The sequence below is a fragment of the uncultured Traorella sp. genome (assembly GCF_944327115.1).
GTDB lineage: Bacteria > Bacillota_I > Bacilli_A > Erysipelotrichales > Erysipelotrichaceae > Traorella.
In genome coordinates, this window is the sequence record NZ_CALVGS010000097.1 from 1 (window position 1) to 5,777 (window position 5,777).

At 29.9% G+C, this 5,777-nt stretch carries 5 protein-coding genes; 4 read left to right on the forward strand and 1 reads right to left on the reverse strand.

What is annotated here, in order from left to right; genetic code table 11:
* Positions 1–337 (reverse strand): hypothetical protein (locus tag Q0K35_RS08555; protein WP_294562258.1); only part of this gene is annotated, 337 nt, incomplete at its 3' end.
* Between the two features lie 146 nt (positions 338–483).
* Between Q0K35_RS08555 and Q0K35_RS08560 the strand changes: the two genes are divergently transcribed.
* The 4 genes from Q0K35_RS08560 to Q0K35_RS08575 form a co-directional block, all read left to right on the forward strand.
* On the forward strand, positions 484–2,088 hold the full coding sequence (locus Q0K35_RS08560) for a hypothetical protein (protein WP_294562259.1): 1,605 nt from the start codon (positions 484–486) through the stop codon (positions 2,086–2,088).
* A gap of 67 nt (positions 2,089–2,155) precedes the next feature.
* Entirely contained in the window at positions 2,156–4,918 is a 2,763-nt protein-coding gene (locus Q0K35_RS08565; RefSeq protein ID WP_294562260.1) for a DEAD/DEAH box helicase family protein, read from the forward strand.
* A complete protein-coding gene (locus Q0K35_RS08570; RefSeq protein ID WP_294562261.1) occupies positions 4,908–5,627 on the forward strand; it encodes a hypothetical protein in 720 nt (239 codons plus the stop codon). The genes Q0K35_RS08565 and Q0K35_RS08570 overlap by 11 nt, the downstream gene beginning before the upstream one ends.
* A 49-nt stretch (positions 5,628–5,676) precedes the next feature.
* Positions 5,677–5,777 (forward strand): linear amide C-N hydrolase (locus tag Q0K35_RS08575; RefSeq protein ID WP_294562263.1); only part of this gene is annotated, 101 nt, incomplete at its 3' end.

Sequence of the window (5,777 nt, forward strand, 5' to 3'; positions counted from 1 at the left end):
AATCACATGGATAGCTTTTCTGGATGATGGAACATTTTTCCTCACTGAAGTCACATAAGCGTTGTGTGTTTTCACCTAATAAGTCTAAATAAGCTTCTTTACAATCCCACTCCTGAAACATCTTTTGCTCCAGATACCATTGATCCGCTCTTGCTTCAAATTCCAGGATACGACTTTCGATTCCTCTTTCTTGAAGCATTTCTAAAGCATGCCGGGCTGCTTTTCTAAATCCTGTGGAAGCCTGGATACGATGATAAGAAGAGATTTCTTTTACTCCCTGATAGAGTCTTTTCTGACTGACGTTGTTTTTAATTAATGCGACATTTTCATAAAACATAAGCTCACCTCACTAATAATAATATTATATCTGGAGTGAAAACAATTTACAATAAATGAAAAAAATTACATTAAAATAATCTTCAATTATACATGAATAATGGTATATTTTAATCTAAACTATAATTGTAAATAAAGGAGATCATGATGGAAACAAAGGGTTATCTGACACAAGTAGAGAACATTCTCAATCAAATGAACGAACAGCAGCTAAAAGAATGGATTTATGCACAGGCAAGGATTGGTAAACTTCAAGATAGGGAAGCCTTTATTTCAAGTCTGACAGGCAAAGAAATAAAGAGTAGTCTATATTATGATGAAATCATGGAGTGGTGTAGAAAGATTGATGATGAAGAAATATATTTTGAAGCAGAAGAATATAAATATTATCCTGAAGGAGGATGGGAGAGTGATTATGAAGTTATCTATAGAGATCCTTTTAAAATAGGGAACATGATTGATAATATATTTGATCTTGGTTTTTCAATGATGATGTGTAAAGAATATGATAAAGCATATAAGTTATTTGAACTGTTATTGGGATTAAATTTCTTTGTTAATCAAAGTGATTATCAATATGATTCAGATGCATTAACAATATTTGATTTAGATAAGGAAGATTTGATTACAATAGATATGCGAACATTTATGCTCACTTATCTTTATCTTATAATTAAATCAAATCATGACAAAGATCAGTTTACAAAAATATATCATTGTTTTTTACAATCTGATTTTTATGATATTAAAATAAGTGATGTCATATATTATGGGCCTGAGAAAATAGATAATGAAAATGAATTTATACAGAACTGGTACAATTTTCTTCTAAACAAGACAGAAAAAAGAGATGCAGAATTACTTATCGATGCCTGCATATATCTAAAAGATGAAGAGTATCTTTTAGAAACAGCTCAAAAATCAAAAGATCTGTCAGGTTATCTTTATCAGGAATATTGTAAGAAAAAATATTTGAATAAAGAGTATCAGAAATGTGTAGAAGCCGCAAAATTAGCAAGTAAGCAAATAGATAAAAATGAAAAGATACGCAGTGCAATTTTTGAGACTGCATATCAGGCAGCAACTGCACTTCACAATGAAAAAGATATGCAATACTTTTCTTTAGAGGCGTTTATTTCAGATCCAACAGGCTATCATTTGATGCAGTTACATCAATCTTCTGATACTTCTATCCTTGAAACTGCCTTATCTGAAATAAAAACAAATAACAATCTAAGCAAAGATGATCAGCTTCTTTATATGTTCATGTTAGGAGAAATAGATCCTGCACTTCAAAAATGTAAAGAAGATCATCATTATCTCGGCTGGCGAAATAATCTTAAAGGGATCATACTACCGTTACTGCTTTTGCTTTTGAAAAAACACTCATCACATAAAACAAAAGCAGAGCAAACTTTAATTAATGAAATAAAAGGACGACTCAATTGTGGAAAAGATCAGATATTTGAAGAAGCATTTCCAAAGATGAAAGAACATATTCAAATTAATCATGAAAAAAGGAAAGAACTTATGATGTGGATTTTTGAAGAGATTGAGAGAAGATGTGAAAGTATTCTTAATGGAAATTATCGATACAGTTATTATAAACCGGCTATTTTAATTATTGTGTTATCACATATCTTATATGAACAAGGTGATACGGTCAGTGATGATTATCTCATTTATCAATATAAAGAACAGTATTCTAGAAGAAGAGCTTTTATTAGTGAATTAAATTCTTATAAAATTTAATTTAAAAGATGATTGTAAATATCTCCAAAAAAAGATACTATGATAGTAGATATTTTTGGAGATTTTTATGTTGGATACAACTCAAAGAATTATAGAATTAGAAAAAGAAAATGAATTTCTAAAAAAAGAACTTAGAAAAAGAGGCTATGTTTTTATTGATAAGAAGCACACTTTAACTGCTTCAGAGAAAATAAATATTTTTATGGACTACTTTAAAGGAAGAAATGATGTCTATGCGAAAAGGTATTATCGCACAAAAAAACAGGTATATGGATGGTGTCCAGCTTGTTTAAATGAATTCAGTAAAGGTTGTGTAAAAGGTAAAGGAAAAGCAGACTGTGTAAACTGTAGCTTTGCACATTTTGAAAAATTAACAAGAGATATCGTTAAAAATCATTTTAATGGTAATAAAAATAATATAGGTATTGGATTATATCCTTTAAATTTAGATAATTCTTGTTTTCTTATTGCACTTGATTTCGATGAAAATGACTGGTTTGAGGATATGTATAGTGTATATAAGATAGCTATAAAGCATGGTATCTATCCGTTGATGGAACGTTCGTCTTCAGGATTAGGTGGACATTTATGGATATTTTTTGAAGAAGCAATAAGTGCAATGAAAGCAAGAAATTTAATGATGCTTTTTATACAGGAGGCAATGGAGATAAATAAACAATTAAAATTTGATTCTTTTGACCGTATGTTTCCTAATCAAGATAGAGTACCTCAAGGAAGTTTTGGAAATCTAATTGCATTGCCTTTAAGATATGATGCTTATATAAAAGGAAACAGTGCCTTTATTAATGAATATCAACAAGTTATTGAACAGCCTATTGAATATTTAATGACAATTCCTAAAGTAAGCGAAACACTCGTTGATACAATATTAAGAAATCAGTCTAAAGATGATTATTTCTTTGATAAAATGCAAATTGGCTTTAACTTTAATTTAGAAACAGCCTATACAAAACAAATTGATATGATTGAAAACACAATGCTGTGCATAGAAAAGAAAACATTAAATACATATACGCTTAATGTATTGAAACGTCTTGCTTCTATGTATAATCCTGAGTACAGATCATTACAAAATATGAAAAAACCAATATACAGAGGATCAACACCAAGAGTATTATGTTATTTTGAAGAGGGTGACCAAAATTTATATTTACCAAGGGGCATCAAACAAAAGATACATGAGGTATTTCCTGAAGCTATTATAAATGTTGAAGATCAGACATCAAATGGGAAACCCATAGAGATTAACTTTAAAAAAACATTGCGAAAAAATCAAATTGAACCGGTCAATAAATTGATGAAATATGAAATGGGAGTAATGAAAGCTGTTACCGGATTTGGGAAGACAGTAATGGCCATTTATATCATGAGTCAAATAAAGCTGAATACTTTGGTGATCGTTCCTACAAAAGAATTACAAAATCAGTGGGTAGAACGAATTGATGAATTTCTAACGTATCCTCAAACAAAATTAAAAAAAGATCGTTTCGTCTGTGTATATAATGGAACAAAGAAAAGATTAAATGGAAATATAGATATTGCAACCGTAGCTTCTCTTGCCAAGCTTGAAAACAGCAAAGGAATATTATCGAATTATGGGCTTGTCATTATTGATGAATGTCATCATGCAGCCAGTAATACTTTTATAAGTGTTTTACGTAATTTAAGTGCTAAATATGTATATAGTTTTTCTGCTACTCCAGAGAGGACAGATGGTTTAGAAAAAGTTGTTTATATGTTCTGCGGACCTTTACGTTATATTACAAATTCTCATGAGATTCAGGCGAATTATACTTTTAAACAGATACTCATACCTAGAATGACGACAGTTCGTATGTTAGATCAGGACTTACAATATAACGGTATTTTGGATGAATTGATGAGGAACCAAGCCAGAAACTATTTGATTTTAAAAGATGTTGCAAAGGAATATAAAGAAAATGGTAAGATCATCCTTCTTACGGAAAGAGTTGAACATGTGTCAATTTTATATGAAATGATACGTTATTTAGGTGAACATGTTTATGCTCTAAGTGGTGTTATGAAAGATAAAGAAAGAGCTGAAATCATAAAAAAAGTCCGTAACTTGTCAAATGATGAAAATTATATTTTAATTGCAACAAGCAAATTGCTTGGAGAAGGATTCGATATGGCTTCCTTAAAGACTCTATTTCTCGTGATGCCTGTATCCGCTGAAAATAGGATCATACAGTATACAGGTCGTATACATCGAAATTATGAAGGAAAAGATATTGTAAAAGTATACGATTATGTCGATATTAATATACCTATGATGGAATCCATGTTTCAGAAAAGATTGAAACAGTACCAAAGAGAAGGCTACTATTTGCAAGAAGATGATGATCAGACAATTGAAATGTCACAAATGCTTTATGACGGTAATGATTATGAGCAAATATTTATAAGTGATATAAAAAACGCAAAAAAAGAGATTGTTATCATGAATGTGAAATATGAAGTATCAAAGATAAAAAAATATTTTCTGTTGCTTCAGGAAAAAGTGCACCGAAATGTTAAAATATATTTCATGGCAGATATTCAAAATCATAGTGATGAGATCATAAGTCATTTGGAAGGATTAGGTAGTAAAATGATTAACTGTAAGCATCATAAACATTTTATCGTTATTGATCGAAGAATTGTATGGTACAGTAATTTTGACTTCTTTGGGAGAAATAGTTTTCAAGGTTACAGCACACGATTTATGGATGAAATATTTGCTGAGGAAATACTTAGTATTATAAGTGAAGAATCACAGAGAAATAAGGAGATCTATTATGGAAGATAAAGAATTAAAGAATTTGATAAAGATATATAAAGGATTGGAACAACTTATGCTTCATCAGCATCAAAATCGATTAGGTAAGTTGCCTCATATCAAACAATATAGGAATATACGAAAATTACACCAAACATTAGGACAAAAAATGATTGATTTCTATCAGGATCATCCTGAATTACAAGAAGATACGATTGATAATCTGAATAGGGAACAACGCTCACTATTTTATAAATTAGAAAGATTAAATCTATATGATAATTTAGATAATCGTTATTTTATTGATATGATCCTTTATCCAAATGAGTTGGTTTATGATATGAGTACCTATTATCTCGATCATCATAAAGTGCGCAGTGAACGGAATAAGGCTTTTTTTAAAGCGATGCAAGAAAGCTATGTAAGTATCTTTAAAATTTTAGATAAGAATTCCAAAGAAGGAAAAATCAGGGTCAAGGATCTAATGGATGGAAAAGAGTTTGAAATGATTGATGAAGGACTAAGTTTTTCAAAATTAATTGATAAATATTACTTATGGCGGATCATTGAGTTTGAAGGAATTTATTTTCAGACAGGCTTTACGATGATGTATGATCCTGATGAATTGAAGAAGTGGTTAAAGAAGCATCGAAATCAAAAGCTGAATGTATATGATATTCATTTTCTTTATGAAAAATATAAAAAAGGGGAAAATATAAATCTTATACATCAGATATAAGAGTATAAAAAGAGTGAGAACTCATACTAATCAAGAAAGGAAGATGGTTATGTGTACAAGTATTATATACAGAAATGGTGATTGTTATTTTGGAAGAAATCTGGATTTAGAATACTCCTACAATGAGGAAGTGGTCATCATTCCAAGAAA